Origin of the sequence: Curtobacterium flaccumfaciens pv. betae (assembly GCF_026241855.1) — a bacterium.
GTDB lineage: Bacteria > Actinomycetota > Actinomycetes > Actinomycetales > Microbacteriaceae > Curtobacterium > Curtobacterium flaccumfaciens.
The window spans coordinates 3,531,817-3,557,159 of sequence record NZ_JAPJDC010000001.1; the positions used below are offsets into that span (position 1 = coordinate 3,531,817).

The 25,343-nt window shown below is 73.0% G+C and carries 25 protein-coding genes; 9 read left to right on the top strand and 16 right to left on the bottom strand.

What is annotated here, in order from left to right; genetic code table 11:
- Positions 1-65: 65 nt before the first annotated feature.
- Positions 66-899 (bottom strand): endo alpha-1,4 polygalactosaminidase, encoded by an 834-nt coding sequence (locus tag ORG17_RS16630; RefSeq protein WP_214526104.1) that lies wholly within the window; start codon positions 897-899, stop codon positions 66-68.
- A gap of 288 nt (positions 900-1,187) precedes the next feature.
- Between ORG17_RS16630 and ORG17_RS16635 the strand changes: the two genes are divergently transcribed.
- On the top strand, positions 1,188-2,789 hold the full coding sequence (locus tag ORG17_RS16635; RefSeq protein ID WP_214526103.1) for a DEAD/DEAH box helicase: 1,602 nt from the start codon (positions 1,188-1,190) through the stop codon (positions 2,787-2,789).
- Between the two features lie 250 nt (positions 2,790-3,039).
- Complete coding sequence (locus ORG17_RS16640; protein ID WP_027466762.1) at positions 3,040-3,243, top strand: CsbD family protein; 204 nt, start codon at positions 3,040-3,042, stop codon at positions 3,241-3,243.
- A 103-nt stretch (positions 3,244-3,346) separates the two neighbouring features.
- On the opposite strand, the gene ORG17_RS16645 is transcribed toward ORG17_RS16640, so the two are convergent.
- On the bottom strand, positions 3,347-3,889 hold the full coding sequence (locus ORG17_RS16645) for an NUDIX hydrolase family protein (protein ID WP_027466763.1): 543 nt from the start codon (positions 3,887-3,889) through the stop codon (positions 3,347-3,349).
- A gap of 73 nt (positions 3,890-3,962) precedes the next feature.
- Between ORG17_RS16645 and ORG17_RS16650 the strand changes: the two genes are divergently transcribed.
- Complete coding sequence (locus ORG17_RS16650) at positions 3,963-4,583, top strand: alpha/beta hydrolase (protein ID WP_051597006.1); 621 nt, start codon at positions 3,963-3,965, stop codon at positions 4,581-4,583.
- A gap of 71 nt (positions 4,584-4,654) precedes the next feature.
- Here the strand turns inward: ORG17_RS16650 and ORG17_RS16655 are convergent, their stop codons facing one another.
- The gene (locus ORG17_RS16655; RefSeq protein WP_214526102.1) at positions 4,655-5,329 is read right to left on the bottom strand and encodes a PadR family transcriptional regulator; all 675 of its coding nucleotides are present in this window, start codon (positions 5,327-5,329) and stop codon (positions 4,655-4,657) included.
- A 160-nt stretch (positions 5,330-5,489) separates the two neighbouring features.
- Between ORG17_RS16655 and ORG17_RS16660 the strand changes: the two genes are divergently transcribed.
- Together ORG17_RS16660 and ORG17_RS16665 are read left to right on the top strand one after the other, a co-directional pair.
- On the top strand, positions 5,490-10,247 hold the full coding sequence (locus ORG17_RS16660) for an Lhr family ATP-dependent helicase (protein WP_214526101.1): 4,758 nt from the start codon (positions 5,490-5,492) through the stop codon (positions 10,245-10,247).
- 92 nt (positions 10,248-10,339) lie between these two features.
- Positions 10,340-11,119: an Fpg/Nei family DNA glycosylase gene (locus ORG17_RS16665; protein WP_214526100.1), complete on the top strand. Its 780-nt coding sequence runs from the start codon at positions 10,340-10,342 to the stop codon at positions 11,117-11,119.
- Here the strand turns inward: ORG17_RS16665 and ORG17_RS16670 are convergent.
- Positions 11,110-12,024, bottom strand: a complete 915-nt coding sequence (locus ORG17_RS16670; protein WP_176709524.1) for a LysR family transcriptional regulator ArgP — start codon at positions 12,022-12,024, stop codon at positions 11,110-11,112. The two genes, ORG17_RS16665 and ORG17_RS16670, sit on opposite strands and share 10 nt — an antisense overlap.
- Before the next feature lie 69 nt (positions 12,025-12,093).
- Here ORG17_RS16670 and ORG17_RS16675 point away from each other — a divergent pair, with 69 nt between their 5' ends.
- A complete protein-coding gene (locus ORG17_RS16675; RefSeq protein ID WP_214526099.1) occupies positions 12,094-12,825 on the top strand; it encodes a LysE/ArgO family amino acid transporter in 732 nt (243 codons plus the stop codon).
- A 104-nt stretch (positions 12,826-12,929) separates the two neighbouring features.
- On the opposite strand, the gene ORG17_RS16680 is transcribed toward ORG17_RS16675, so the two are convergent.
- The 3 genes from ORG17_RS16680 to ORG17_RS16690 all read right to left on the bottom strand — a co-directional run bounded on the left by ORG17_RS16680 (position 12,930) and on the right by ORG17_RS16690 (position 16,311).
- Positions 12,930-14,405 (bottom strand): APC family permease, encoded by a 1,476-nt coding sequence (locus ORG17_RS16680; protein WP_214526098.1) that lies wholly within the window; start codon positions 14,403-14,405, stop codon positions 12,930-12,932.
- Positions 14,406-14,598: 193 nt separating this feature from the next.
- Positions 14,599-15,471 (bottom strand): HAD family hydrolase, encoded by an 873-nt coding sequence (locus ORG17_RS16685; RefSeq protein ID WP_110859458.1) that lies wholly within the window; start codon positions 15,469-15,471, stop codon positions 14,599-14,601.
- Between the two features lie 18 nt (positions 15,472-15,489).
- Positions 15,490-16,311: an alpha/beta fold hydrolase gene (locus ORG17_RS16690; RefSeq protein WP_051597007.1), complete on the bottom strand. Its 822-nt coding sequence runs from the start codon at positions 16,309-16,311 to the stop codon at positions 15,490-15,492.
- A gap of 211 nt (positions 16,312-16,522) precedes the next feature.
- Between ORG17_RS16690 and ORG17_RS16695 the strand changes: the two genes are divergently transcribed.
- Positions 16,523-17,089 (top strand): hypothetical protein, encoded by a 567-nt coding sequence (locus tag ORG17_RS16695; protein ID WP_214526097.1) that lies wholly within the window; start codon positions 16,523-16,525, stop codon positions 17,087-17,089.
- Positions 17,090-17,098: 9 nt separating this feature from the next.
- Positions 17,099-17,692, top strand: a complete 594-nt coding sequence (locus ORG17_RS16700) for a TetR/AcrR family transcriptional regulator (protein WP_138802081.1) — start codon at positions 17,099-17,101, stop codon at positions 17,690-17,692.
- An 18-nt stretch (positions 17,693-17,710) separates the two neighbouring features.
- Here ORG17_RS16700 and ORG17_RS16705 read toward each other — a convergent pair whose 3' ends face one another.
- From ORG17_RS16705 to ORG17_RS16720, 4 genes are read right to left on the bottom strand one after another with little or no spacing between them, the layout of a single operon-like run.
- Entirely contained in the window at positions 17,711-17,971 is a 261-nt protein-coding gene (locus tag ORG17_RS16705) for a type II toxin-antitoxin system RelE family toxin (RefSeq protein WP_017885834.1), read from the bottom strand.
- Positions 17,968-18,228 carry a type II toxin-antitoxin system Phd/YefM family antitoxin gene (locus ORG17_RS16710; RefSeq protein WP_027466775.1) on the bottom strand — a complete coding sequence of 87 codons (261 nt, stop codon included), beginning with the start codon at positions 18,226-18,228 and terminating at the stop codon, positions 17,968-17,970. The genes ORG17_RS16705 and ORG17_RS16710 overlap by 4 nt, the downstream gene beginning before the upstream one ends.
- 28 nt (positions 18,229-18,256) lie before the next feature.
- Positions 18,257-18,769 carry a methylated-DNA--[protein]-cysteine S-methyltransferase gene (locus tag ORG17_RS16715; RefSeq protein WP_214526096.1) on the bottom strand — a complete coding sequence of 171 codons (513 nt, stop codon included), beginning with the start codon at positions 18,767-18,769 and terminating at the stop codon, positions 18,257-18,259.
- Positions 18,766-20,346, bottom strand: a complete 1,581-nt coding sequence (locus ORG17_RS16720; RefSeq protein ID WP_214526095.1) for an AlkA N-terminal domain-containing protein — start codon at positions 20,344-20,346, stop codon at positions 18,766-18,768. The genes ORG17_RS16715 and ORG17_RS16720 overlap by 4 nt, the downstream gene beginning before the upstream one ends.
- 89 nt (positions 20,347-20,435) lie before the next feature.
- Between ORG17_RS16720 and ORG17_RS16725 the strand changes: the two genes are divergently transcribed.
- The gene (locus tag ORG17_RS16725; RefSeq protein ID WP_301565265.1) at positions 20,436-21,020 is read left to right on the top strand and encodes a molybdenum cofactor biosysynthesis protein; all 585 of its coding nucleotides are present in this window, start codon (positions 20,436-20,438) and stop codon (positions 21,018-21,020) included.
- Between the two features lie 39 nt (positions 21,021-21,059).
- On the opposite strand, the gene ORG17_RS16730 is transcribed toward ORG17_RS16725, so the two are convergent.
- The 5 genes from ORG17_RS16730 to folE form a co-directional block, all read right to left on the bottom strand.
- Positions 21,060-21,602, bottom strand: coding sequence for a type 1 glutamine amidotransferase domain-containing protein (locus tag ORG17_RS16730; RefSeq protein WP_027466778.1), 543 nt, complete (start codon positions 21,600-21,602; stop codon positions 21,060-21,062).
- 649 nt (positions 21,603-22,251) lie between these two features.
- Positions 22,252-22,905 (bottom strand): HAD-IA family hydrolase, encoded by a 654-nt coding sequence (locus ORG17_RS16735; RefSeq protein WP_214526094.1) that lies wholly within the window; start codon positions 22,903-22,905, stop codon positions 22,252-22,254.
- A 57-nt stretch (positions 22,906-22,962) separates the two neighbouring features.
- Positions 22,963-23,712: a pyrimidine reductase family protein gene (locus tag ORG17_RS16740; protein ID WP_301565266.1), complete on the bottom strand. Its 750-nt coding sequence runs from the start codon at positions 23,710-23,712 to the stop codon at positions 22,963-22,965.
- Positions 23,709-24,689: a dihydropteroate synthase gene (folP, locus tag ORG17_RS16745; RefSeq protein ID WP_250892045.1), complete on the bottom strand. Its 981-nt coding sequence runs from the start codon at positions 24,687-24,689 to the stop codon at positions 23,709-23,711. The genes ORG17_RS16740 and folP overlap by 4 nt, the downstream gene beginning before the upstream one ends.
- Positions 24,686-25,297, bottom strand: a complete 612-nt coding sequence (gene folE, locus ORG17_RS16750; RefSeq protein ID WP_214526152.1) for a GTP cyclohydrolase I — start codon at positions 25,295-25,297, stop codon at positions 24,686-24,688. The genes folP and folE overlap by 4 nt, the downstream gene beginning before the upstream one ends.
- Between the last annotated feature and the right edge of the window lie 46 nt (positions 25,298-25,343).

Below are 25,343 nucleotides of genomic sequence, written 5' to 3' on the forward strand. Positions count from 1 at the left end.
TCTGACCCGGTACGCCCGATCCGACCAGGCATCGCAGGCGTTCTGGGAAGGACCGTTCCGAGCGCTCAGCAGTGCTCGTACACGTACGCGTCGTCCTCCGGGGTCACCAGGTCGCGGTCACGCAGGATCGTCATGGCCGGACGGCTCTCCAGCCCGCAGACCGACGCCCACGAGCCCTCGAGCGTGTCCGAGTACTCGACGTCGATGACCCGTCCGCCGTAGGCCTTCGTGTACGCGGCGCACTCCCGGTACTGCACGCACTCCTCGGCGACGACGAAGTCGAACCCGGTCTGCTTCCTGCCGGACGCCCCGAGCTGCGGGGTGTTCTTCTGCCCCACGGCCAGGCCGTGCCGGTGTCCCTCGGCGACGAGCGACTTCGCGAGCGCCAGGTTGCCGGCACGGGTCAGCCGCTTGCCGCTCCGGGTCCACGAGTCGAGGTTGTCGAACTCCACCGCGTCGAACCCGCGGTCACCGCAGCGGGCGACGGTCTTCGCGAGCACCTTCGTGATCAGGGCACGCTTGGCCGCGGTCCGGGTGTCGAGGAGCATCTCGTCCGGCCACCCCGGGTCCGAGACCGGCTTTCCCGCACGGTCGCGGAGGATCGCCGACGGGTACGACTTCTTCCACGTGCTGGCGGCCTCGGGCTGCGTCTGGAACCCGTTGACGTAGCAGATGTTGTACTTGCCCTTCGCCGGGCGGTCGGTGCTGTCGCGCTCGACGATCGTCACGCCGGAGGGCGGGGTGTACCCGCCGCCGAGCTGGTAGTCCACGCGACCCGAGGTCGGCAGGTTGCGGTAGCTCCCGGCCGCGCTGGGCGTGGCGGCCTCGGCGCAACCGGCGGTGCCGAGGACGGCCACCAGGGCCATCGCGGTGGTCAACAGGACGGATCGCGTGCGCACCCCGGAATCCTCGCACGCCACGGGCGAACGACCCCGCCCTCGCCGTTCCGGGCATGTGCACGCTATGCTGGTCGTACTCGAGGCGCCGATCGCCTCGTGCGTCGTACGGACGCCCCGAACTCCCGACCAGCTGTCTCCAGACTCCGGTCGATGATCGAGCACCTCACGAAGGTGCCCAGGCTTCTCTGCTGCGGCGACTGCGCCAGCCACATCCGTTGGCGCGCATCCCGCCCGCGCGCTGCCTCAGAGCGCGCCCACAGCCGGACTGCTCCGGCTCGAAAGGTCACCATGACCACCGAAGACATCCGTTTCTCCGACCTCGGCGTCCCCGCGCCGATGGTCTCCGTCCTCGCCGACCAGGGCAAGGACATGGCGTTCCCCATCCAGGCGGACACCCTCCCGGACTCCCTGCAGGGCAAGGACGTCCTCGGCCGCGGCCGCACCGGCTCCGGCAAGACCATAGCCTTCGCGATCCCGCTCGTCGCCCGCCTCGCCGCCAGCGGCCGCAAGCGCCGCGCCGGCCGCCCCCGCGCCCTGGTGCTCGCTCCGACCCGTGAGCTCGCGACCCAGATCGACGTCGCCCTCGCCCCGCTCGCCAAGGCCATGGGCCTCAACACCACGACCATCTTCGGTGGCGTCGGTCAGGGTCGTCAGGTCGACGCCCTGCGCGGCGGCGTCGACGTCGTGGTCGCCTGCCCGGGTCGCCTCGCCGACCTCATGCAGCAGGGCCACGTGAACCTGGGCGACATCGAGGTCACCGTCCTCGACGAGGCCGACCACATGGCCGACATGGGCTTCCTGCCCGGCGTGACCAAGATCATGCAGGCGACGCCCGAGAACGGGCAGCGACTGCTGTTCTCCGCCACGCTCGACAACGGCGTGGACAAGCTCGTCAAGAAGTTCCTGCACAACCCGGTGATGCACTCCGTCGACGAGGCGAACAGCCCCGTCGAGGCGATGACCCACCACCTGTTCGAGGTCGCCGACGCCGACGCGAAGAAGCACCTCGTGAGCGCCCTCGCCTCGGGCAACGGTCGCCGCATCCTCTTCATGCGCACGAAGCACCACGCCAAGCGCCTGGCCAAGCAGCTCAGCAGCCAGGGGATCCCGGCCGTCGACCTGCAGGGCAACCTGTCGCAGGGTGCCCGTGAGCGCAACCTCGCGAAGTTCTCCTCCGGCGAGGCCCTCGTGCTCGTCGCCACCGACGTCGCCGCCCGCGGTGTGCACGTCGACAACGTCGAGCTCGTCGTGCACGTCGACCCGCCCACCGAGCACAAGGCGTACCTGCACCGCTCGGGCCGCACGGCGCGTGCCGGTTCGTCCGGTGACGTCGTCACGGTGACGATGCCCGCCGAGCGTCGCGACGTCGCGCAGATGATGCGTGCTGCCGCGATCAAGGTCACCCCGCAGCACGTCACGGCGACCTCCCCGGCCGTCACCGCGCTCGTCGGCGAGGTCGCTCCGATCCGCCACGTGGCCGAGGAGCAGCCCACCCAGCAGCGTCAGCCCAAGCAGCGTTCGGCCGAGTCCGCCGGTGACGGCGGCGGTCGTCGCCGTGGTCGCGGCGGTCGGTCTGGAGGCGCGGCGCAGCCCGCGCGCTCCGGCTCGGCTGGCGAGTCCGCCGGTTCGGCCGGGGGCCGTCCGGCCCGTGGCGCACGGACCGAGGGTGCCGGGCGCTCCGGTGCCGCGGCCGCCGGTTCGACCGGTGGTCGCCGCAGCGGCGGCAACCGTCGCTCGGGCAGCAGCGACGTCGTGCGCGGCGGCTCGTCGGCCGTGTGGTCGTCCGAGGGCGGCTACGCCGCGGGTCGGTCCGGCAACGAGTCGGGCGGCAACCGTCGTGGTGGCTCGCGCCGCGCCTCCCGTCCGGCCGGCGCTGCCGACCGCCACTGACCCACGCGCTTGACCCACGCGGCCTGACCCAGTCGGCCTGAGCGCGTCGGTGCACGCAAAACACCGGTGTTCACGTTTCGAACCCCCGCATCCCGCGGTGTGTTCCGTGAACACCGGTGTTTTGCGTCAGGGCTCGGGCGAACCTTGGCGGGGGCTGGGGGTGGGGTACTCCGCCGGGCGTACGGTCTCACTCACCGGATGCCGCGCAAGCGGCTGACGGGGAACACGTCCGCTTCTGGAAGGAGTGCCTATGGCTGGCATCGATGACATCAAGAACGCCGCTGAGAAGGCGGCAGGCAAGGTCAAGGAAGCCGCCGGCAACGCGACCGGTAACGACCGGCTGAAGGCCGAAGGCCAGACCGACCAGGGCAAGGCCTCGGCGAAGCAGGGCGTCACCGACGTCAAGGACGCCGCGCACGGCGTCGCCGACAGCTTCAAGGACGACAAGCACTAAGCCGGTTCGCGACCGCGCTGCGAAGCCCCCGGATCCGATCGGATCCGGGGGCTTCGTCGTGCGCGGGCTTCGTCGTGCGCCGGGCGTGGAAGCCCCGGTCGGGCTAGTGCAGGGCGCCGACCGATGCCAGGCCGGCCCGCAGCAGTGCGCCGCGGCCGCCTTCCATCTCGTCGGCGACGGCGTCGGACGCGGCCTCCATCGGGCTCATCCACGTGAGCTCGAGGGCGTCCTGCCGGGGCTCGCACGTCCCCGTGACGGGGACGACGTACGCCAGCGAGATCGCGTGCTGCCGCTCGTCGGTGTACACCGAGGCACCGGGCAGCGGGAAGTACTCGGCCACGGTGAACGGCGTCGGGCTCGAGGGCAGCTGCGGGAACGCCATCGGCCCGAGGTCCTTCTCGAGGTGGCGGAACAGCGCGGTGCGGATCGACTCGCCGAACATCACGCGGCCGGACACCAGGGTGCGGGCGATGAGACCGCTCGGGGAGACGCGCAGCAGCACGCCGACCTCGGTCACGACGCCGAGGCCGTCGGTGCGGACGGGGACCGCCTCGACGTAGCAGATCGGCAGACGACGGCGGACGTTCGCGAGCTCCTCGTCGGACAGCCAGCCGGAGTCGGGATCGGGGGTGCGCAGCGAGGACATGCACCGTGTCTACCAGGGACGGCGGCGAGTTCGGCGGAAGGCGCGGGAGTTGGGGATGGTTAGCGTTGTCCACATGATCGACGCGGACCTGGTGCAGTGGACACGGAGTGCCTCGGACCGGCGGGGCACACCCCTGCTCGTGGCGATGCACGGGGTGGGCTCGAACGAGCACGACCTGCTCGGGCTCGCCCCCGCGCTGCCGCCCGCGTGGACCGTCGCGTCGCTCCGCGCGCCGATGCCGTGGGGGCCCGGCTTCAGCTGGTACCCGCTCGGCACGCCCGGCTCCCCAGCGCCCGAGGCGGTGGACGCCGCGACCGCCGAGGTGCTCGACTGGATCGACTCCGTCGCCGCCGACCACCCGCGGATCGGGCTGCTCGGCTTCTCGCAGGGCGGCTCGATGGCGCTCCAGCTCCTGCGCGCCCGGCCCGCGGCGTTCGCGTTCGCGGTGTCGCTGTCGGGGTTCGTCGTTCCGGGCATCACGGACTCCCGCGACGAGGCCGTGTCGGCCGTGCGACCACGGGTGTTCCTCGGGCACGGTGACCTCGACCCGGTGATCCCGCCCGAGGCCACCGCCCGGACGCAGGCGTGGGCCGCAGCGCACACCGACGTGACCGACCGTTCCTACGCGGGCCTGCCGCACGCCGTGTCGACGGCGGAGCTGGCGGACGTGGCGGCCTTCGTCGACGCGGTGTAGGCGCACGACGACGGACAGGAGGCCCGGTGCCAGCTGGCACCGGGCCTCCTGTCCGTCACGGGTGACGTCCGTCAGTCGGCGAGGATCTGGAGCAGGTCCTTGCGGAGCTGGTCCACCTTGGCCGTGGCGGCCTTGGCCTGTTCCTCGGTCGCGGTGCTGCGGTACATCTGCAGGACGCCCATGGTCTTCCGCAGCGCCTCGAAGAACTCGCGCTGGGCGTCCGGGATGCCCGGAGCCCCGTCGAGTGCCGCAGCGATCTCGTCGGCCTTGGCCTCGGTCTCGGCCTTGCCGGCGTCGGTGAGCTCGAAGAGCGTCTTGCGGCCGTCGCCCGACGAGACCACGAGGTCTTCGTCGACGAGCTGCTGGAGCGTCGGGTAGACCGAGCCGGGGCTCGGCTTCCAGGCGCCGCCGGTGCGCTCGGCGATGGTCTTGATCACGGCGTACCCGTTCTGCGGGCCCTCGGCCAGCAGACCGAGGATCGCGAGGCGGACGTCACCGCGGCGACGGCGTTCGCGGCCGAAGCCGGGCCCGCCGAAACCGGGGCCGAAGCCCGTGCCCGGGCCGAAGCCGGGGCCGAAACCGCGACCACCGAAGCCGCGGCCGCCGTGGTCGTGGTCACCGCGGTCACGGCCGGGGAACCCGGCGCCGTGGTGCTGCCGCGCGCCGCCGAAGCGGGGGCCGCGCGGGCCGAACCCGCGCTGGTCGCGGGGGGACGTGTTGCTGTCGTCGTCATACGAGGGGCGCATGAGGAGTCCTTTCATCGTGCTGAGTCGGCTCGCGACCGGTCTGACCTGATCGTCTTCGTCGTATCGCGATGTGTTTACGATAGATCGGTAACTATCGCTCTGTCAAGGGGTACGTGCGCTCGGCCTGCTGTCGGTGGTGGCGGGCAGGATGGGACGGACCATGACGGACGTCTTCGAGCGCTTCTCCCCCGCGACCACCGAGTGGTTCCGCGGCGCCTTCGACGCACCGACGCCGGCGCAGGCCGGGGCGTGGGACGCCATCTCGACCGGGCAGCACGCACTCGTGATCGCCCCGACCGGCTCCGGCAAGACCCTGGCGTCGTTCCTGTGGTCGATCGACCGGCTCATCAGCGCGACGGACCGTCCGCCGGCGAAGCAGCGCACGCGGGTGCTCTACGTCTCGCCGCTCAAGGCCCTCGGCGTCGACGTCGAGCGCAACCTGCGGAGCCCGCTCGTCGGCATCACCCAGACGGCTCGGCGCCTCGGCACCGAACCGCCGGACGTCACGGTCGGGGTGCGCAGCGGTGACACCCCGTCGTCCGACCGCCAGAAGCTCCTGCGCCAGCCGCCGGACATCCTCATCACCACGCCCGAGTCGCTCTACCTGATGCTCACCTCGCAGGCGCGCGAGACCCTGGTGAACGTCGACACGGTCATCGTGGACGAGGTCCACGCGGTCGCCTCGACCAAGCGCGGCGCGCACCTGGCCGTGTCGCTCGAGCGCCTCGACGACCTGCTCGACAAGCCGGTGCAGCGCATCGGGCTGTCCGCGACCGTCCGCCCGCCGGAAGAGGTCGCGCGGTTCCTCGGCGGCCGTGCACCGGTGACGATCATCGCGCCGCCCGCGCAGAAGACCTTCGACCTGCGGGTCGTCGTGCCCGTCGACGACATGACCGAGCTCGGGGCGCCGCCGGTCGGCGCGGACGCGTCCGAGTCGCCGACGAACGGGTCGATCTGGCCGCACGTCGAAGAACGTGTCGTCGACCTGATCGAGGAACACCGCTCGACCATCGTGTTCGCGAACTCGCGGCGGCTGGCCGAACGGCTCACGGCGCGGCTCAACGAGATCCACGAGGAACGCGTGCTCGCCGCCGCCGGTGACGGCGTGCTGGTGCCGGCTGGGGCGTCCCCGGACGACGACGGGCTCCCCGCGGCGCGGGGCCGACCACAGTCACCGGCCCGTACCTCGGCGCACGCCGTCGCGCCCCAGGGGGCCAAGCGACCGCCGGCGCAGCTGATCGGCGGGTCCGGGCAGACGGGCGGCGGGGGCTCGGACGCCTCGGTCCCGGTGCTCGCCCGCGCACACCACGGCTCGGTGTCGAAGGACCAGCGCGCGATCATCGAGGACGACCTGAAGTCCGGTCGGCTGCGGTGCGTCGTCGCGACGAGTTCACTCGAGCTCGGCATCGACATGGGCGAGGTCGACCTGGTCGTCCAGGTCGAGGCGCCGCCGTCGGTCGCGAGCGGCCTGCAGCGCGTCGGTCGCGCCGGCCACCAGGTGGGTGAGATCTCCCGCGGCGTGCTGTTCCCGAAGCACCGGGCCGACCTGGTCAACAGCGCGGTCACGGTCGAGCGGATGGTCACGGGTCAGATCGAGTCGATCTCGGTGCCGGCGAACCCGCTCGACGTCCTGGCGCAGCACACCGTGGCCGCCGGGGCGATCGACACCCTCGACGTCGAGCACTGGTTCGAGCTCGTGCGGCGGAGCGCACCGTTCAGCGGCCTGCCCCGGTCGGCGTTCGAGGCGACGCTCGACCTGGTCACGGGCCGGTACCCGAGCGACGAGTTCGCCGAACTCCGGCCACGGCTGGTCTGGGACCGCGTGCACGGCACCCTGACCGGGCGCCCCGGTGCGCAGCGACTCGCGGTGACGAGCGGCGGGACGATCCCCGACCGCGGCATGTTCGGCGTCTTCATGGTCGGCGAGAAGGCGTCCCGTGTCGGCGAGCTCGACGAGGAGATGGTCTACGAGTCGCGCGTGGGCGACGTCTTCGCCCTCGGTGCGACGAGCTGGCGGATCGAGGAGATCACCCACGACCGCGTCGTCGTGAGCCCGGCGTTCGGGCAGCCCGGACGCGTGCCGTTCTGGAAGGGCGACGGCATCGGCCGGCCCGCCGAGCTCGGGCGGGCGACCGGTGCGTTCGTGCGCGAGGTCGAGGGCGCCTCGGACGACGACGCCCGCGCCCGCGTCGCCGCCGGTGGACTGGACGAGCGCGCGATCACCAACCTGCTGACCTTCCTGCGCGACCAGCGCGCGGCCACCGGTCACGTGCCGAACGACACCACGCTCGTCATCGAGCGGTTCCGCGACGAGCTCGGGGACTGGCGACTCATCCTGCACTCGCCCTACGGCATGCAGGTGCACGCGCCGTGGGCCCTTGCCGTCGCCGCCCGGCTGCGCGAACGGCACGGCATCGACGGTGACGCGATGGCGGCCGACGACGGCATCGTCGTCCGCATCCCGGAGACCGACGCCGAGCCGCCGGGTGCCGACCTGTTCGTGTTCGAGCGCGACGACCTCGAGGCCCTGGTCACCGACGAGGTCGGCGGCTCGGCGCTGTTCGCCGCCCGGTTCCGCGAGTGCGCGGCGCGCGCCCTGCTGCTGCCCCGACGGAACCCCGGGCAGCGGTCGCCGCTCTGGCAGCAGCGGCAGCGGGCCTCGCAGCTGCTCGAGGTCGCGCAGAAGTACCCGACGTTCCCGATCGTGCTCGAGACCGTGCGCGAGGTGCTGCAGGACGTCTACGACGTGCCCGCGCTGCTCGGGATCGCCGACGACATCGCCGGACGCCGGATCCGCCTGGTCGAGACGGAGACCGAGCAGCCGTCGCCGTTCGCCCGGTCGATCCTGTTCGGGTACGTCGCGGCCTTCATGTACGAGGGCGACACCCCGCTCGCCGAACGCCGGGCAGCGGCCCTGTCGCTCGACTCGACGTTGCTCGGCGAACTGCTCGGACGTGCGGAGCTGCGCGAGCTGCTCGACCCGGCGGTCATCACCTCGGTGGAGCGCGACCTGCAGCGGCTGTCGCCGGACCGCCGTGCCCGTGATGCCGAAGGACTCGTGGACGTGCTGCGGCTCGTCGGCGCGCTCGACCTCGACGAAGCGGTCGACCGGAGCTGGCTCGCCGACACCGCCGACCGTCCAGCGGCCACCGCCGAGCTGCGGAGCACGCTCCAGGTGTTGGAGCGGGACCGCCGGGTGCTCTCGTTCTCGCACGCCGGCGCGACCCGCTGGGCCGTGATCGAGGACGCCGCCCGCCTGCGCGACGCCCTCGGGGTCCCGCTGCCGATCGGTGTGCCCACGGCGTTCGTCGAGCCCGTGGCCGATCCCCTCGGCGACCTGATCGGCCGCTACGCCCGGTCGCACGGACCGTTCTCCGCGCAGGAGGCCGCCGGTCGTCTCGGGCTGGGCATCGCCGTCGTGCAGGACACCCTGCGCCGACTCGTCGCCGACCGCCGGGTGGTGGAGGGCGAGTTCCGCCCCGACCGCCAGGGCGCCGAGTGGTGCGACGCCGAGGTCCTGCGACGGATCCGCACGAAGTCCCTGGCAGCCCTGCGGCACGAGGTCGAACCGGTCTCGCCGGACACCCTCGCCCGGTTCCTGCCCGCGTGGCAGCACGTGCAGACCACCGGGACCCGCGGCGGGCTGCGTGGCGTCGACGGCGTCCTGCAGGTGATCGACCAGCTCGCCGGGGTCGCCCTGCCCGCCAGCGCCTGGGAGACCCTCGTGCTGCCGTCGCGCGTCACGGACTACTCGACGAGCATGCTCGACGAACTCACCGCCACCGGCGAGGTCCTGTGGTCCGGCGGGGGCACCCTGCCCGGCAACGACGGCTGGGTGCGCCTGCACCTGGCCGACACCGCGGCGACGACGCTCGCCGAGCCCTCCGGGGACGAGACGACCGAGCTGCAGCGGGACGTGCTCGGCGCCCTGGCCGGCGGTGGCGCGTACTTCTTCCGGCAGCTGGGGCAGGCCGTGGGCAGCAGCGACGACCAGGCGCTCACCACCGCGCTGTGGGACCTGGTGTGGGCCGGGCAGATCACGAACGACACGTTCGCCCCGCTGCGCTCGATGCTCGGCGGCAAGGCGAAGAGCTCGAGTGCTCCGCGGGCTCGGGCCTACCGCGGCCGTCGGCGTCCGACGATGCCGACGCAGTCCGGGCCGCCGTCCGTCGGGGGCCGGTGGTCCTTGCTGCCGCTGGCCGAGTCCGACTCGACGGTGCGGGCCGCGGCGACCGCCGAACAGCTGCTCGAACGCTACGGCGTCGTCACCCGCGGCGCCGTGCAGGTCGAGGGCGTCCGGGGTGGTTTCGCCGGGGTGTACCGGGTGCTCTCGCGCTTCGAGGAGTCCGGCCGGGCTCGTCGCGGGTACTTCGTCGAGGGGCTCGGTGCCGCCCAGTTCGCCACCGGCCCGACCGTCGACCGGCTGCGAACCTACGCCCGCGAACTCGGCGACGACGAACGCGACGATCCGGACCGGAAGCGCGAGGCGCTCACGCTCGCAGCGACCGACCCGGCGAACCCGTTCGGGGCCTCGTTGCCGTGGCCGACGGGCGACGCAGACCACGGTGTCGCAGCCGACGACGTCGAACCCGCCCCGTCGGGGACTGCGGTCGGCAGCGGCGCCAAGACCACGCGGGGCCACCGCCCGGGCCGGAAGGCGGGCGCACTGGTGACGACCGTCGACGGCAAGCTCACCGTGTACGTGGAACGCGGCGGCAAGTCGGTGCTCACCTTCACCGACGACGCCGCCGACCTCGCTGCCGCCGCCTCCTCGATCGCCGGCATCGTCCGGACCGGGCTGCGGAAGCTCTCGGTCGAGCGGGTCGACGGGGACTTCGTGCTCGAGACGCCGCTCGGTGGCGCGCTCCGGGCCGCGGGGTTCGCGGCGACCCCGCAGGGGCTGCGGCTCCGTGTGTGAGGCGAGCCGCGCCTCCCGGTGGTGCGGCGACCACGTGCCGGACGCGACCCGTGTCGTCCGGACTGCGCGTGCGCACCCGTCGGAGGTGACCCGTGCCTGAAGGCGACACCGTCTACCGGGCTGCCCGCCGCCTGCACACCGCGCTGGCGGGCAAGGTCCTGACGAAGAGCGACTTCCGGGTCCCCGCCTTCGCGACGCTCGACCTGGTCGGCCGCACCGTCGACGAGGTCGTCCCCCGCGGCAAGCACCTGCTGCACCGCATCGGCGACCTGACCGTGCACTCGCACCTGAAGATGGAGGGCCGGTGGGACGTCTACGCGCCCGGTGACCGCTGGCGACGCCCGGCGCACCAGGCCCGGGCGATCCTGGACGCCGAGGGGGTCTCCACCGTCGGTTTTGCCCTCGGGGTGCTCGAGGTTGTGCCGCGCGACCAGGAGTCCGAGGTCGTCGGACACCTGGGGCCCGATCTGCTCGGCCCGGACTGGGACGCCGACCTGGCGCTCGCCAACCTCACCGAGGACCCCGAGCGCCCGGTCGGGCTGGCGCTGCTCGACCAGCGGGTGCTCGCCGGGCTCGGCAACGTGTACCGGAACGAACTCTGCTTCCTGCGCGGTGTGCTGCCCACGCGTCCGGTCGGGCAGGTACCGGACCCGGCGCGGACGATCACGCTCGCGAGCCGACTGATCCTGGCGAACCGTGACCGCAGTGTCCGCGTCACCACCGGCGTCGACCGCCCGGGGCGACGCTTCTGGGTCTACGGTCGCGCCGGCAAGCCGTGTCTGCGGTGCGGGACCCCGATCCGGCACGGCGAACTCGGCGACTCGGAACTCACCCTGCGCGACACCTACTGGTGTCCGCGCTGTCAGACCTGACGCGCGGGGTGCAGGCGCGACGAGGCGGTCGCACGGACGGCGTCGGTGACCCGTTCGAGGAGCGGTGACGCCAGGTTCCAGCGCTGCCACCACAGCGCCACGTCGGCGTGCCGACCCGGGGCCAGCTCGACCAGGACGCCGCGGTCGATCGCCTCGAGGCACTGCGCTTCGGGCAGCAGCCCCCACCCGAACCCGAGCGTGACCGCACGGGCGAAGTCGGCAGAGGTCGGGACGAAGTGGCGCGGGCCTCCGGGAGCGTGGCCGAGGACCTGCCGCAGGTACCCCTGCTGCAGGTCGTCGTCGCGGTCGTAGTCGACGAGCGGGACCTCGTCGAGCCGCCGGAGCATCCGCCGCTCGGTGCCGGTGTCGCCGAGGTAGCGGGCGACGAACGCCGGGGACGCCACCGCCCGGTACCGGTCGATGCCGAGCGGCACCGACGAGCAGCCCTGCACCGGATCCGCCTCGGCCGTCACGGCACCCATCACCGTGCCGGCGCGGAGCAGTTCGGCGGTGCGGTCCTGGTCCTCGCGGTGCAGGTCGAAGACCACCTCGGTGTCGGCCCGGACGAGGGCGAGGGCGTCGAGGAACCACGTGCCGAGCGAGTCGGCGTTCACGGCCAGCGGGATCGACGGCACCACCGAGGAGCCGCCGCCGAGCGCTCGGGAGGTCTCCTCGTCGAGCAGCCGGACCTGCCGTGCGTGCCGGAGCACCACTGCGCCGTCGGCGGTCGGGCGCACCGGGGTGGTGCGCTGGAGCAGGACTCGACCGACCTGCTGCTCCATGGACTTGATCCGCTGCGAGACCGCCGACGGGGTGATCGTCAGCGCGCGCGCCGCCGCGTCGAGCGTGCCGTGGTCGACGGCGGCGAGCAGCGTCTCGAGGTGCTCGCGCTGGAACCGGGTCATGCAGTTGAGCTTACGGTGCTGCAGGAACGTGAGCTGTACTACACCGGTGTCGGACCCTAGCGTCGGACCGTGACCACGCTCCTGCCCCTGCTCTCCGGCCTCGGCACCGGCCTCGCACTGATCGTCGCGATCGGTGTGCAGAACACCTACCTGTTGCGCCTCGCCGTGAGCGCCGGGCTCCGGGTGGTGGCCGCTGCCGTCGTGGTGTGCGCCGCTTCGGATGCGCTGCTCATCGTCGCCGGGGTGCTCGGGGTCGGCGCCGTGGTCGAACGGTTCCCCGTGGCGCTCCTGGTGGTCCGGTTCGTCGGTGCCGCGTTCCTGCTCACCTACGGGGTGCTCGCGGCGCGGCGTGCGCTGCGGCCCTCGGGGGACGCGATGCGCGTGGCCGACGAGGCGGCCGACGACGGCGTGGTGGGCGCCAGCGCGGGCGCCGACGCGGGGGTCGACGCGACCACCGGCACGACGGTGGCGGCGGGGCGGACGCGCACCGCGCCTCCCGGCCAGGTGGTGACCATGCGGACGGCGGTGCTGACCATGCTCGTCTTCACGTGGGCGAACCCGCACGTCTACCTGGACACGCTGGTGTTCCTCGGGTCGGTGGCGAACCAGCAGGGCGCGGACGACCGGTGGCTCTGGACGATCGGTGCCGTCACGGCGAGCTGCCTGTGGTTCGGTGCGCTCGGGTTCGGCGGACGCCTGCTGCGGCCGCTGTTCGAGAAGCCGCTGACCTGGCGGGTGTTCGACGGGCTGGTCGCCGTCGTGATGCTCGCGTTCGGCGTGCTCCTGCTCGTCGGCGCGTAGTGGCGCGCGGCGGCGGCGGCGGGTTGCAAAACACCGGTGTCCACACGTCGAACCGCGTTGTGCGGGTGTGCAACGTGCGAACACCGGTGTCTTGCGGAACCGCCCTACTGCATGCGCTGGCCGACGCGGCTGTGGCGACGGCTGTAGCCGAAGTAGATGACGAAGCCGATGACCAGCCAGACGACGAACCGGAGCCAGGTCTCGACCTCGAGGTTCAGCATCAGCCAGAAGCACAGCACCGCCGAGATGATCGGCAGCACCGGCGACCACGGCATCCGGAAGGCCCGCGGGGCGTCGGGCCGCGAACGACGCAGCACCACGATGCCGATCGACACCAGGACGAACGCGGACAGCGTGCCGATGTTGATCATGCCCTCGAGCTTGTCGACCGCGGTGAACCCGGCCAGCAGCGCCACGACGACACCGGCGACGACCTGCACGCGGACCGGGGTCTGCGTCTTCGGGTTGGTCTTCGAGAACCAGCGGGGCAGCAGGCCGTCGCGGCTCATCGAGAAGACGATGCGGGACAGGCCGAGCAGCAGCACCATGACGACGGTGGTCAGACCGATCAGCGAGCCGATGGCGATGATGCCGGCGGCCCACGGCAGTCCGACGATGTTGAACGCCGAGGCCAGCGACGGCGTCTTCTCCTCCGCCAGGCGCTGGTACGACACCATGCCGGTGATGACGATGCTGACGCCGACGTAGAGCAGGGTCACGATGCCGAGGCCGATGAAGATGCCGCGCGGCAGCGTCTTCTGGGGGTTCTCGGTCTCCTCCGCGCTCGTGGCGACCACGTCGAAGCCGATGAAGGCGAAGAACACCAGGGACGCCGCGGCGAGCAGGCCGAAGACGCCGTACTGGGCGGGCTCGGCACCGGTGAACCAGGACACGAGCGACTGGGTCCAGACGCTGCCCTCGGCGCCCTTGGCGGGCTCGGCCGGCGGGATGAACGGGGTGAAGTTGGCGGCCTTGACGAAGAACGCACCGGCGACGATGACGAACACGACGATGGCGACCTTGATGACGGTGATGACCGCCGACACCCGCGAGGACAGGCGGGTGCCGAAGGCGAGGAGCACCGTGAAGATCCCGACGATGAGCACCGGACCCCAGGTGAACGGGATCGGACCGAGCTGGATCGTGCTCGGCAGGCCGACACCGAACACCTTGAACGCTTCGCTGAGGTAGATGCCCCAGTACTTCGCGATCACGGCACTGGCCGTGAGGGTCTCGAGGATGAGGTCCCAGCCCACGATCCAGGCGAGGAGCTCACCCATCGTGGCGTAGGTGAACGTGTACGCGGAGCCGGCGACGGGGATCGTCGACGCGAACTCGGCGTAGCACATGATCGCCAGGCCGCAGGTGACGGCGGCGAGCAGGAAGGAGATGATGACGCCGGGCCCGGCGAAGTTCGCGGCGGCGTTCGCGCCGACCGAGAAGATGCCGGCGCCGACGGCGACCGCGATCCCCATCGCGGCGATGTCGAACGTCTTCAGGGAGCGTTTCAGGGACCTGCCCTGCTCCTCGGAGTCGGCCAGGGAGGCCTCGATCGACTTGATGCGGAGCTTCGTTGCCATGGGGTGGATCCCGTCATCGGCTGGCGGCGGACCTCGGAAGGGTACTGGTGTACCACTGTGTCACGCAAAGCGTCCGCCCGGACGGTGGCCCGGTCCGGCGACGGCCAGGAGGCCCGGCACCGGTCCGGCACGCACCGCTCGGTCGGCCGACGGTGCGTCCAGGGCCGCGTCGCGGGGTGCGGTTGTGCTCGCGTCAGCGGCCCGCGCGCCAGTCCGCCAGGAACCGGGCGCCAGCCTCGTCGTGGATCACGCCGTCGGGGGCGGTGAGCACCGGGTACGGCGTGGCCGGCACCCCGTCGGCGGGACGGACGTCGACGTGGGCGACCTCGTGGCCGTGGGCGTGCAGCCAGTCCGCCATGGCGTAGTCGCTGCGGGAGTCCCCCACGGTGCGCCAGGTGACCGGGAGCTCGCCGTCCTGCCCGAGGAGCTCGAGCGAGCGCTCGGCCCCCAGGTCCTTGCCACTGCGGTCGGACTCGACGTCGGTCGAGATGATCGTGGGGTCGATGCGCCACTGCACGGCGCCGTCGGCGTCGGGTCGGACGTCGTCGAGTCGGCGGACACCGAGCCCGCGACGCTCGAGCGCGGCCATGGCCTTCGCGTCGAACTCCGGCTGGCGGGCCAGGTAGGTGGCGTTCGGCACCTCGACACGCTGCTCGATCGACACCATGGCGCGCTTCGTCTCGTCGAAGAACACCAGGTCGGCGTACTCGTCGCGGACCAGCTCGCGCATCTCGTCGGCGTAGTCCCGCGGCAGCGCGAGGTCCTCGGCGACCGTCAGTTCGCCCATGCCGCCGTCGTACTGCGGACCGATCGAGCACCACACGGCACCCTTCTCGCAGACGGCGTGGACCCGGCCACCTTCGGCGAGGCCACCGGCGAGCAGCGGGCCGACGACCTCGGAGCGGATGAACGCGTCGCTGCGCCCGGTGTTGAAGACGATCGGGATGCCCTCGGCGGCGAGCGCGACGAGGTCCGCGACGATGCTCGGGATCGCGATGGTGCGGGAGACCGGGCTGGCGATGGGCCCGTCGACGTCGAGCAGGAGACCGAGGCGGGGTGCGTTCACCCGCCCATCCTCTCGCAGTCAGCTGCTGGGCGAGACGATCCGGCTCCGGACGCGGTCGATCAGGGCTCCGAGGGCCGCCGGGGCGGGGACGTGTCCCTGCCCGGGCACCTCGGTGTACTCCGAACCGGGCACCGCGTCGACGAGGGCGCGGGCCGCACGACGCATCCACTCGAGTCCGTCGCCACCGGCGCCGACGAGCACCGGCACCCCCACGGCGGCAGCGACCCGCTCGGGCACGGCGAGGCCGTTCAGCACACGGACCTCGCGGCTGAGCACGTGGGCGTCGACGACCAGGGAGCGCCAGAGCGACCCCTTGAGCCGCAGTGCCGTGACCTGGCCCATCGGGACCCCGAGCACCTGGGTCAGGAACCCGCGGACGGCCTGGGCCCGGCGGCCGGCGCCGACGTGTTCATCGAGCAGGTCGGCGAACACGACGTCGTCGGCGTGGGGGTCGACCGAGGCGCGGTACGGCGGTTCCCACAGGACTGCACCGTCGACGGGCAGTCCGGTGGCGAGCCCGTGCAGGACGACGCCTGCGCCGACGCAGATGCCGACGGCGGTGGTCGGTGCGCCGATGCTCTCGACGACGGCGCGCAGGTCGTCGACCTCGCGCTCGATCGCCCACGTCGCGGAGTCACCGCTGGCACCACGGCCACGGCGGTCGTAGGTCACCACGCGGTGGGTCGAGCCGAGCTCGGCGACCACGCGGTCGAGGTACGGGGTCCCACGGTGGTCGAAGGCACCGCCCACGACGACGACCGCCGGCCCGTCCCCTGCCTCGGAGACGGCGATGGTGGTGCCGTCGGAGGAGACGACCGTTCGGTCGACTGGAGGGAGCATGGGGTCCTTTGCGAGCTGTCGACGGCGATGCGTCGGGCCTCGGAGGGGACCGTGCGGATTACCGGTCCTCCGAGTGTCGCAGGCGTGGGAGCCCGTGTCTCCCCCCGCTTCCAGGGGCAGAACCCCACCGATCGACACCGTGGCGGTCGCCGTGCCATGCTGTTTGAGTACACCTGTACTCACACGATCACCGCCACTGCAACGGGGAACCATGACACTCATCGCCATCGTCGCCTGCGAGATCGCCTTCTGGGTCGCGATCCTCGGCGGCCTGACCACCCGGTACCTGCTGCGACGGCCGAGGACGGGTGCGGCGATGCTCGTCGCGGCACCCGTGATCGACCTCGTGCTGCTCGCGGTCGTCACGGTCGACCTGCTCGGCGGTGGGACCGCGTCGTGGCACCACGGGCTCGCGGCGATCTACATCGGCTTCTCGGTCGCGTACGGGCACCGGATGATCGCGTGGGCGGACGTCCGGTTCACGCACCGGTTCGCCGGCGGTCCGGCACCAGAACGGCTGAGTGGACGGCGGTACACGGCCCGATGCTGGGGCGACGTGCTGCGGACCGGGCTCGCCGTGCTGATCGCCGGTGGGATCATCGGCGGACTCGTCCTCGTCGTCGGCGAGCCGGAGCGCACGGACGAACTGCAGGGCACGGTCGCACTGCTCGGGGTGGTCCTGGGCGTCGAACTGCTGTGGGCGATCAGTTACACGATCTGGCCGCGCCGAGTCACCACCGCAGCCGCGGACCCGGCCGGAGCGCCGAGCCGGCCGTAGGCTGACCCGGTGCCCCGCCGTGTCGACCTCGAGGAACGGGGATCCCTGGTGGCCGCGGCCTGCCTGCGGATCCTGGAGCGGGACGGCCTCAGCGCACTGTCCGTGCGGAACGTCGCGGACGAGGCCGGCATCGCCCCGGCGTCACTCCGCCGCGTGTTCCCGACGCAGGACGCCCTGCGCGAGCACTGCCTGACGATCATCGAGGAACGGGTCACCGCTCGGCTCGCCGCCCTGCGTTCGACGGGTCGTGCGCTCGCACTGGACGTCCTCGCCCAGGTGTTGCCGCTCGATGCCGAGCGCACGACCGAGATCCTGGCGCAGGTGCAGCTCGGCGTGCTCGCGCGCACCGACGAGCACCTGGCCGCGAGTGCCCGACGCCTGAACGACGGGGTCAGCCGGGTGTGCACCCGGGCGCTGGAGATCCTGCGCGAGGACGGCAGCTTCGGTGCCGATCGCGACCTGACCGATGAGGCGGACCGGCTGCACGCGCTGATCGACGGGCTGGCGATCGAGCACACGTGGGACCCGACGGCACGTGCGCCGGAGCGGGTCCTGGCGCTCGTCGAGCTGCACGTGGACAGCCTGCGCGGCGCGATCGGCTGACGGCTGACGGCTGCCGGCTCAGCGGTCCCGGTAGACCTCGCGCCGGTGCCCAGCGTCGACGACCACCACGACGAGCTTGCCGTCGTCGATCCGGTAGATCAGTCGGTAGTCCCCCGAGCGGACTCGCCACCCGGGCCGGTTCACGAGCTTGCGTGCGGCGGGTGGCCGGGGGTGCTCGGCGAGGATCGCGAGGAGCCCCTCGATCCGCCGCCGTCCGTCGAGCGGGAGCTTGCGGATGACGCGTTGCGCGGCCGGGATGACCTCGACCGAGTACGTCACCCGAGGCCGAGTTCGCGCTTGAGGTCGTCCCACTTGACGTTCTCGCCACCGATGCGGGCACTCTCGGCGACGGCTTCGTCGTAGGCGACCAGGTCGTCCAGGTCCTCCGCCGCCTCGAGCAACCGGTCGAGGACGGCCGCGTCGACCACGGCGGCGACGCGCTTGTTGCGCCGGGTCAGGTAGACGGGTTCGTGACGGGCGTCGTCGATGATCGACGCCAGACGGCCACGGGCTTCGGAGATCGACACTTCGCTCACCTGTACATTCTAGAGCGTTTTGTACAAATCAGACGAGTGCCGTGGTGCCGACCGACTCCCGTTCGAGCAGGGACCGCTTGACGTCGAGCCCCCACGCGAAGCCCCCGAGCGTGCCGTCCGAGCGCAGCACCCGGTGGCACGGGACGAAGAGCGCCGGGGCGTTCCGGGCGCACACGCTCGCCGCTGCCCGCACGGCGTCGGGCCGGCCCATCGCCGCCGCGAACTCGGTGTAGGTCAGGGTGCCGCCGGCGGGGATCCGGCGGAGCTGGCGCCACCCCTCGGTGAAGAGCTCGGTACCGAACTGCCGGACCGGTACCTGCATGGCGTGCTCGACCTCGCCCGAGTAGAAGGCGTCGACGGCGTCGGCCGAGGCGACCACGCCGTCGAGCACGCGGTCGGGGCGGTGGCGATCGGCCAAGCGGGCGAGGATCCGCTCGACGGAGTCGGTCCACCCGGAGGCGAGGACCCTGCCCTCGGCGTCTTCGAGCACGGTGAACGGCCCGTCGGGGGTGTCCAGGGTCTGGATGGTTGCGTCGGTCATCGGTCGTCCTTCCGGGGGTCCTCGGGGGCACGGGCTGCACGGGCGCCGGCGGTCGCGGTCATCGCGCGGTCGATGATCGGTCGCCAGCAGTGCATCGTGAGGTAGCTCCGCCAGGGGGCCACCTGCTCCGACCATAGGGAGAGCTCACGCGCCGTTCCGGGCAGCCCGAGTTCCTGTGCACCGTTCCGCACGGCGAGGTCGCTGTGGAGGAAGATGTCGGGGTGGTGCCGGACCCGCAGCGCGACGTAGTCGGCGGTCCACGGCCCGATGCCCTTCACCGCGAGGAGTCCGTCGCGCAGGTCACCGAGGGACTGCCCACCGTCCACCACCAGGGACGCGTCGGCGAGCGCGGCGGCCACCCGCAGGATCGTGTCGACGCGGGCGGCCGGACCGCGCAGGACCTCGTGCCCGCGTTCGGCGATCACCGCCGCGGACGGGAAGAGCAGCCCGCCGGGCCGGATGGCGTCCGGCACCGTCGCACCGAGTGCGGCCACGAGCCGGGTCTGCGCGGTACGCGCCGCGGCCACCGAGACCTGCTGCCCGATCAGGGTGCGGAACACGATCTCGTGCGCGTCCACCGCGCCGGGGAGCCGGAGACCGGGCACGCGGGTGACGGGTCCGGCGAGCTCGGGCACGGCCCCGAGGACGGCGTCGACGGCGACCGGGTCGGCGTCGAGGTCGAACAGTGCCCGGACACGCGCCACGAGGGCCGGCAGGTCGGAGAGGTCGGCGACCCGCACGCGCAGGTCGATCCCGGTGCCCCGCCCGGCCACGTCGGGGACGGCGGCCGACGCGCTGAACCAGCCCGGGCCTCCAGGCAGGTCGACCAGCCGCCCGTACGACGTGACCCGACCGGCGGGGTCGGTGTCCACCTGCTCCGCGCCCGGCAGGGCGTGCAGCGCGTGCCAGTCGAGCAGGCCCTGCGCGTCGAAGGGTGCCCGGGCCGGCAGGTGGACGCGGAGTGCGCCGTCGCCGCCGTCTACTCCCCCGGACCGGCGTGCGCGGAGCTCGGTCGGGGTGACGGCGAAGACCTCGCGCACGGTGTCGTTGAACTGTCGGACGCTGGCGAACCCCGCGGCGAACGCGACGTCGGCGACGGGCAGGTCGGACGAGGTGAGCAGGGTCCGCGCGGTCTGCGCCCGGTGCGCCCGGCTGAGCGCCTTCGGCCCGGCGCCCAGCTCGGCCGTCATGATGCGGTTGAGCTGCCGCTCCGAGTAGCCCACGCGCGCGGCGAGCCCGGGCACGCCGTCGCGCTCGACGACACCGTCGAGGACGAGCCGCATCGCCCGGCCGGCGACGTCCTCGCGCAGGTCCCACTCGGGGCTGCCGGGGGTCGCCTCGGGCAGGCAGCGCTTGCAGGCGCGGAAGCCGGCGAGGTGCGCTGCGGCGCTCGTGCGGTAGAAGGTGACGCCCGAGACCCTCGGCGTGCGGGCCGGGCAGCTGGGCCGGCAGTAGATGCCGGTGGAGTGCACGGCGGTGACGAACTGGCCGTCGAAGCGCGCGTCGCGCGAGGCGACGGCGCGGTGCCGTTCGGCGTGCAGCGCGTCGGGCTGCGCGTCGGTGTCCGGGCTGGTCATGGACTCAGCCTGACATGCGCCGCCGACGTCGACTGGCGGGAATCGGACGGAGCAGCGCACGGCCGGGAGGCCCGGCTAGCGTTGGCCGCGTGACTCCCGCAGACGACGTGGCCGGTCTCGACGACCTGCCGTTCCGGACCGAGGTCGAGGTCGCGCTGCTGCTCGTCGCGCCGCGGCACCGGTACGAGGGGCGCCCGGCCGACGGCGCGCTGCCGGTGGCCGCGGACGATCCGGACGAGTCACGCGACCGGATCGAGCTGCGGGCCGGGCTGGGCATCGTCGGCGACCGGTACTTCGCGGCCCGGGCGCACGTGCACGCCTCGGTCACGGTGATCGGCTTGGAGGGGCTCGAAGCCGTCGGTCACGCCATCGGTGCCACCGTCGACCCCGCTGCGACCCGGCGGAACGTGTTCCTGCGGGGCGCCGACGTCGAGGCGCTGCGGGGTGAGCCGTTCTCGCTGGAGAGCGTGACACCGGACGCGGATGGCGGACCGGTCCGGTTCCGTGGCTACCGCGCGGCGAACCCCTGCGCCTGGATGGACCACGAGGTGGCACCCGGGGCGTTCCGGGCGATGCGCGGCCGGGGCGGCGTGCGGTGCGACCCGGAGTCCGACGGTGTGCTCACCCTCGGACCCGCGGTGCTCCGCACGGCCCGCCCCGTGGCGCTCGGCTGACGCGGTCGCCGGGCGGCGAGACGCTCGTCAGCGCAGTGCTCAGGCGGTGAGGGCGCTCTCGATCGCGTCGACGAACGCCGGCAGGTCGTCCGGGGTGCGGGAGGTGATGAAGCCGCCGTCGACCTGGACCTCCTGGTCGACCCACTCGGCTCCGGCGTTGCGCAGGTCGGTCTGCAGCGAGGGGAACGACGTGACGGTCTTGCCCGACAGCACACCCGCCTCGACGAGGGTCCACGGGCCGTGGCAGATCGCCGCGACCGGCTTGCTCGCCTCGGCGAAGGCCTGCACGAGCGTCGCCGCGCGGGACTCCTGGCGCAGCGTGTCGGCGTTGATGGTGCCGCCGGGGATCACGAGGGCGTCGAAGTCCTTCGCGTCGACACCGGCGATGGTGGTGTCCGGCTCGAGCGTCTGCCCCGGGTCCTTGTCGCCGACCAGCGTCTGGATCGTGCCGGTCTCCTTCGCCGCCACGGTCACCGAGGCGCCGCGCTCCCGCAGCTGCTCGGTGGGGACGACGATCTCGTCCTGCTCCACGCCGTAGTTCGTCGTGATGACGAGGACCTTCTTGCCGTCGAGGGTTGCCATGATCGCTCCTTCCGCGGCCCGGTCGTTCCGGCCGCACACCCGAGGGTCGTCGGCGTCGGCTGGGCAGGCGTGCAGGGGCGGGTGGGGGGTCCGGTCGGGCGGTCGCAACACCCCGCTCACGTCCGCCGGACGGTCGCAAAACGTCGGCTGGCGGCGGCGCAGCCGACGGTTCCCGACCACTCAGCGCAGGCCGGGCGGGGTGTCCTGACCAGCGGGCGAGGCGCCGTGGACGCGCCCACAGTCGGCCTGGAGGCACGGCGCGGGCCCGCCATGGGCCTCCAGGCCGCGAGGTCGGCGGGTCGCAACACCCCGCTCACGTCCGCCGGGCGGTCGCGAACCGTCGACTGGCGGCGGCGCAGCCGACGGTTCCTGACCAATCGGCGCAGGACGGGCGGGGAGTCCTGACCAGCGGGCGAGGCGCCGTGGACGCGCCCACAGTCGGCCTGGAGGCACGGTGCAGGCCCGCCACGGGCCTCCAGGCCGCCACCCGGCCGGTCGCAACCCCCCGCTCACGTCCGCCGAGCGGTCGCGGACCGTCGACTGGCGGCGGCGCAGCCGACGGTTCCTGACCAATCGGCGCAGGCCGGGCGGAGTGTCCTGACCGGCCGGCGAGGCGCCGTGGACGCGCCGGGCAGGACGGGCGCCTCGCTCAGCCGCGGATGCGGAAGGCGGCGCCGTCGCGTTCGAAGGTCAGACCGTCGTACCCGTGGACCCGGTGCAGGCCGGCCGTCACCGGGTGCTCAAGGGGACCGACGACGACCGTGGTCGCGCCGGAGGCGATGGCGGAATCGAGTCCGGCGGGGGCGTCCTCGAACGCCACGCAGTCGGTCGGGTCGACGCCGAGCAGGGCAGCTCCGCGCAGGTAGCCGTCGGGGTGGGGCTTGCCGTGCTCGACGTCCTCCGAGGGCACGAAGGCCTCGGGCACGGCGAACCCGGCGGCCGCCATCCGGCCCGCGGCGAGGTCACGCGGGGCGCTCGTCACGAGGGCCACCGGGACACCGAGTTCGACGAGTCGCTGCACGAAGGCGACGGCTCCGGGGATCTCGAGGATGCCCTCGGTGCTCGCGGTCTCCTCGGCGACGAGTTCCGCCGCGATCCGCTGCAGCTCGGCCAGGGGCAGGTCGGGCAGGAAGCGCCGCAGGGTGTCGATCGCCTGCCGCCCGTGCGAGAACGCGAGGATCTCGTCGGGGTCGATGCCGTTCGCGTTCCCGAACCGGGTCCAGGTCGCCTCCACCACCGCGGTCGAGTCGACGAGGGTCCCGTCCATGTCGAAGAGGACCCCGGACGCCACGATGTCGATCACGCGCCCGACCCTAGCCCACGGGCGTCAGCGCGCCCCCCGACGCCCGCGCGGGCGGGGTCAGCGCGCCCGGACGTACCGGGTGAGCAGCACGCCGCCGGCGCCGAGCAGCACGTGCGCCGGTCGCATCGGCCGGAGTTCCGGCGAGGACCCCCGGGCGATGCGCGGCCCCGCCCCGCCCTCGAGCGACGGGTCGATCGTCAGGGTCAGCTCGTCGACGGCGTCCGCGGCGATGAGTGCTCCGAGGAACGACGGCCCGCCCTCGCAGTGGATCATCCCGAGGCCACGGTCGGCCAACAGCCCACGGATCCGTCCGGCGTCCACCGAGTCCGGGTCGTCGCCCGCGCTGCACGCCACGACGTCCGCGACCTCGGCGAGCGCCCGGGCCTTCGACGACGCAGCCGCCGTCGCCGAGGTCAGGACGATCGGGCGCACCGGCGCCTCGGTGAACACCCGCGACGTCGGGTCGAGCGACAACGACCCGGTGACGATGGCGAACACGGGGTGGTCCGGCATGCCGTGGGCCCGCCGCCAGACGACATCGGTGTCGTGCAGGACCATCGGCCCGTAGCCCTCGTCGCGGACCGTGCCGGCGGCGACGAGCACGACGTCGGCCACCCGCCGGAGCAGGTCGAAGACGCGCAGGTCGTCGTCGCCGCCGAGCGACCCGGACACACCGGCGGCCGAGGCCGAACCGTCCAGCGTGGCGACGAAGTTCACGCGGAGCCACGGGGCCCCGGCGTCGGCGGTGTAGAGGTCGAGCAGGTCATCGTCGGACAGGTCCGCGATCGACGGGGGCAGGACGTTCACGTGTTGTGCCTCGATTCCACGGGGGTGCGCCATCCGAGCGTGGCCTCGACCATGCGCATCGCGTCGACGCTCTCGGCGACGTCGTGCATGCGGACGATCCGGGCGCCGAGCATCGCGCTCACGGTCGCCACGGCGAGCGATCCGGAGAGCCGTTCACCGCGGGGGCGGCCGAGCGACTCCCCCACGAAGTCCTTGTTCGACACCGCGGCGAGGACCGGGTAGCCGAGCGCGACGACCTCGGGCAGTCGACGGGTGAGCTCGAGGGTGTGCACGGTGTTCTTGTGCAGGTCGTGGCCCGGGTCGACGATGATCCGCGACTCGGGGATGCCCGCGGCGAGTGCCCGGTCGACCCGTTCGCGCAGGAACGCGACGACCTCGCCCGCGATGTCGCCGTACTGCGGCGGCGCCGGCAGGGGCCGTCGGGGTTCGGCGAGAGAGTGCGTGATGACGACGGTGGCCTCGGAGTCGGCGACCACGGCGGCCATCCGCGGGTCGGACAGGCCGGTGGTGTCGTTGACGACGGTCGCCCCGGCCGCGATCGCCGCCGCGGCGACCTCGGGACGGAAGGTGTCGACGCTGATCACGACGTCGGACTGCTGGGCGAGCTGCTCGACGACGGGCACGACACGGTCGATCTCGTCGGAGGCGGGCAGCTCCGGGCCGGGGGCGAACTTCACGCCGCCGATGTCGACCCAGTCGGCGCCCTGCTCGGCGGCGCGCACCGAGGCGGCGACGGCCCGGTCGAGCTCGAAGGTGGCGCCGCGGTCGTGGAACGAGTCGGGGGTGCGGTTCACGATCGCCATCACGGCGATGCGGTGGTCGAAGTCGATGGTGCGGCGGCCGAACGTCCGGACCGGGTGGCGCAGGTCCGGCACGACCCAGCCGGGTCCGGCCGCGCCGGTCGGTGGGCCCACGACGCCGGTTCCGGCGCGACGCGCCAGCGGCGTGCCGGCCGTGCCGTCGGGGAGGCCCGTCATGCGTCCGCCCCGGCACTCGCGTCGTGCCCGGCGTCCGTCGCACGCCCCGCGCCGATGAGCGCGATCGCCTCGGCCCGTCCCGCCGTGTCGGCCAGCGAACCGGTCGCGGCCACCGTCACGGTCGTCGAACCGGTCTGGCGCTCCCCACGCGTCGTGACGCACTGGTGCTGGGCGTCGAGGACCACCAGGACGCCCTCGGCGCCGAGCCCCTCGGCGATGGTCGCGGCGACCTGTTCGCCGAGCCGCTCCTGCAGCTGCGGACGGGAGGCCACCGCGTCGAGCACCCGCGCCAGCGTGCCGAGCCCGATGAGGCGATCGCCCGGCGCGTACGCCAGGTGCGCGACCCCGAGGAACGGCAGCAGGTGGTGCTCGCAGACGGAGCGGAACTTGACGTCGCGGACGATGACGAGCCGACCGCGCTCACCGTCCTCGGCGTGCACGGTGCCGTCCCGGGCGATGGCGACCGCGTCGGTGCCGATCCCGGAGAAGAACTCGGCGTACGAGTCGGCGACACGGGAGGGGGTGCGGGTGAGTTCCGGGCGGTCGGGATCCTCGCCGATGGCGAGCAGCAGCTCGCGGACGGCGGCCTCGACACGGGCGCGGTCCATGGGTGACGTCACCCGCTCATCCAACACCAGCCATGGCCGGAGAACG

Coding starts and splice junctions, on each gene's coding strand:
- ORG17_RS16670 (WP_176709524.1), bottom strand. CDS start 12,024: ATGACCCGGTTCCAGCGCGAGCACCTCGAGACGCTGCTCGCCGCCGTC.
- ORG17_RS16660 (WP_214526101.1), top strand. CDS start 5,490: ATGACGGACGTCTTCGAGCGCTTCTCCCCCGCGACCACCGAGTGGTTC.
- ORG17_RS16655 (WP_214526102.1), bottom strand. CDS start 5,329: ATGCGCCCCTCGTATGACGACGACAGCAACACGTCCCCCCGCGACCAG.
- ORG17_RS16730 (WP_027466778.1), bottom strand. CDS start 21,602: ATGGCAACCCTCGACGGCAAGAAGGTCCTCGTCATCACGACGAACTAC.
- ORG17_RS16640 (WP_027466762.1), top strand. CDS start 3,040: ATGGCTGGCATCGATGACATCAAGAACGCCGCTGAGAAGGCGGCAGGC.
- ORG17_RS16715 (WP_214526096.1), bottom strand. CDS start 18,769: ATGACCGACGCAACCATCCAGACCCTGGACACCCCCGACGGGCCGTTC.
- ORG17_RS16635 (WP_214526103.1), top strand. CDS start 1,188: ATGACCACCGAAGACATCCGTTTCTCCGACCTCGGCGTCCCCGCGCCG.
- ORG17_RS16645 (WP_027466763.1), bottom strand. CDS start 3,889: ATGTCCTCGCTGCGCACCCCCGATCCCGACTCCGGCTGGCTGTCCGAC.
- ORG17_RS16690 (WP_051597007.1), bottom strand. CDS start 16,311: ATGCTCCCTCCAGTCGACCGAACGGTCGTCTCCTCCGACGGCACCACC.
- ORG17_RS16650 (WP_051597006.1), top strand. CDS start 3,963: ATGATCGACGCGGACCTGGTGCAGTGGACACGGAGTGCCTCGGACCGG.
- ORG17_RS16695 (WP_214526097.1), top strand. CDS start 16,523: ATGACACTCATCGCCATCGTCGCCTGCGAGATCGCCTTCTGGGTCGCG.
- ORG17_RS16720 (WP_214526095.1), bottom strand. CDS start 20,346: ATGACCAGCCCGGACACCGACGCGCAGCCCGACGCGCTGCACGCCGAA.
- folE (WP_214526152.1), bottom strand. CDS start 25,297: ATGGACCGCGCCCGTGTCGAGGCCGCCGTCCGCGAGCTGCTGCTCGCC.
- folP (WP_250892045.1), bottom strand. CDS start 24,689: ATGACGGGCCTCCCCGACGGCACGGCCGGCACGCCGCTGGCGCGTCGC.
- ORG17_RS16680 (WP_214526098.1), bottom strand. CDS start 14,405: ATGGCAACGAAGCTCCGCATCAAGTCGATCGAGGCCTCCCTGGCCGAC.